The sequence below is a fragment of the Bacteroidia bacterium genome, from assembly GCA_025056095.1.
Lineage (GTDB): Bacteria > Bacteroidota > Bacteroidia > JANWVE01 > JANWVE01 > JANWVE01.
Map to the genome: position 1 here is coordinate 1 of JANWVW010000342.1, position 1,247 is coordinate 1,247.

The following is a 1,247-nucleotide window of genomic DNA, read 5'->3' on the forward strand; positions in this document are numbered from 1 at the left end:
TACTTCTCATTAAACTTACTAAAATCCCGATTAGACAGCGTTTGCAACACTTTTCCAAGCAAATCAAAAAAATCTTGATAATCTCCCTGTTTTGCCATTTTTATCACGGCTTGGTCTATTGCTTCGCTTTGGGCTTGTAGTTCAGGAATTTGGTTTAACGTATCAGCATAGTATTTCCAATATAGTTCCGCAATTACTTTGTTCGGTATTTTGAAATGAACTCTACCTGTAATTTCATCTATCCCTCCGATGGTTAAGTTACCAAGGTAAGCTAAAAAATTAACAAAGTCAGTTTGAGTAAAACCTTTTTCAAAGTTAAATAAAGTAATCAGTTCAGCATCCACATAGCCGTTTTGTAACACCTTTTCTAACACTTCTTGATTTTTATTCAAATTGACTACTTGAAACATTTGTCTTAATTTGCCATAATCAGGAGCAATATTAGTGTCTAATAGGTTTTTAGGTGGAGTTTGTAATTTTTGAAATTCTTTCAAGTAGTACAGAACCATGTCGGAGTTATAGATATGCTCGGTAGAACCCTCACAAAATCTATATCCATTGTACCATTCTTTCATTTCTTGAAGGATTATATTTTGTTGGGTTGTATCTTGTACGGTCAGAGCAATTAGGTCTTGTACTTCATTTTCGGTAAAGCCGAGCATGGTTTCAAATTCAAGGCTGTGAGTAAGGTCAGAAAGGATGTTAAAGCCACTAGTTAGCGCATCCAAGGTTAAAGGGGATACGCCTGTGATAAATACCCTATCCACTACGCCTTGCTGCGTACTACTTTTGATAACCTCATAAAACTTGCGAATATATCCTTGTTTAGATACACTATCTACAAATTCGTTCAAACTGCGGTAGAGAATATCATTCGTAAAATGGTCGTATTCATCAAAAAGAATGTAAATAGGTACTTTTTTATCATAACGCTGAAAAAATAAAGTCATTTTCTCCTCTGCATCCACAGCCGAACGAATACTATGCTGTTTTTCTGTACTGTATGCATCAGGATATCTGTCAAAAAAGTTGTCTATACTGCCTTGCACAGAGAAATTAAATCCTCTTTTTGCTCTTTCTTTGTTACTGGTATCTATTCCGCTAAAATCAAAGCGTAAAATTCTGTATTGGTTGCGTAAGGGGGTGGGATTTTTACCAATGTAATACTTACCAAAAAGATACTCAAATTTATTAGCTCGGTTAATGTCATAATAATGTTCTAAAACGGATAACCATAAACTTTTACC

The 1,247-nt window shown here is 34.7% G+C and carries 1 protein-coding gene; it reads right to left on the reverse strand.

Going from position 1 to position 1,247, the window contains the following annotated elements:
* Nucleotides 1-1,247 (reverse strand): AAA family ATPase (locus NZ519_13915; protein MCS7029850.1); only part of this gene is annotated, 1,247 nt, incomplete at both ends.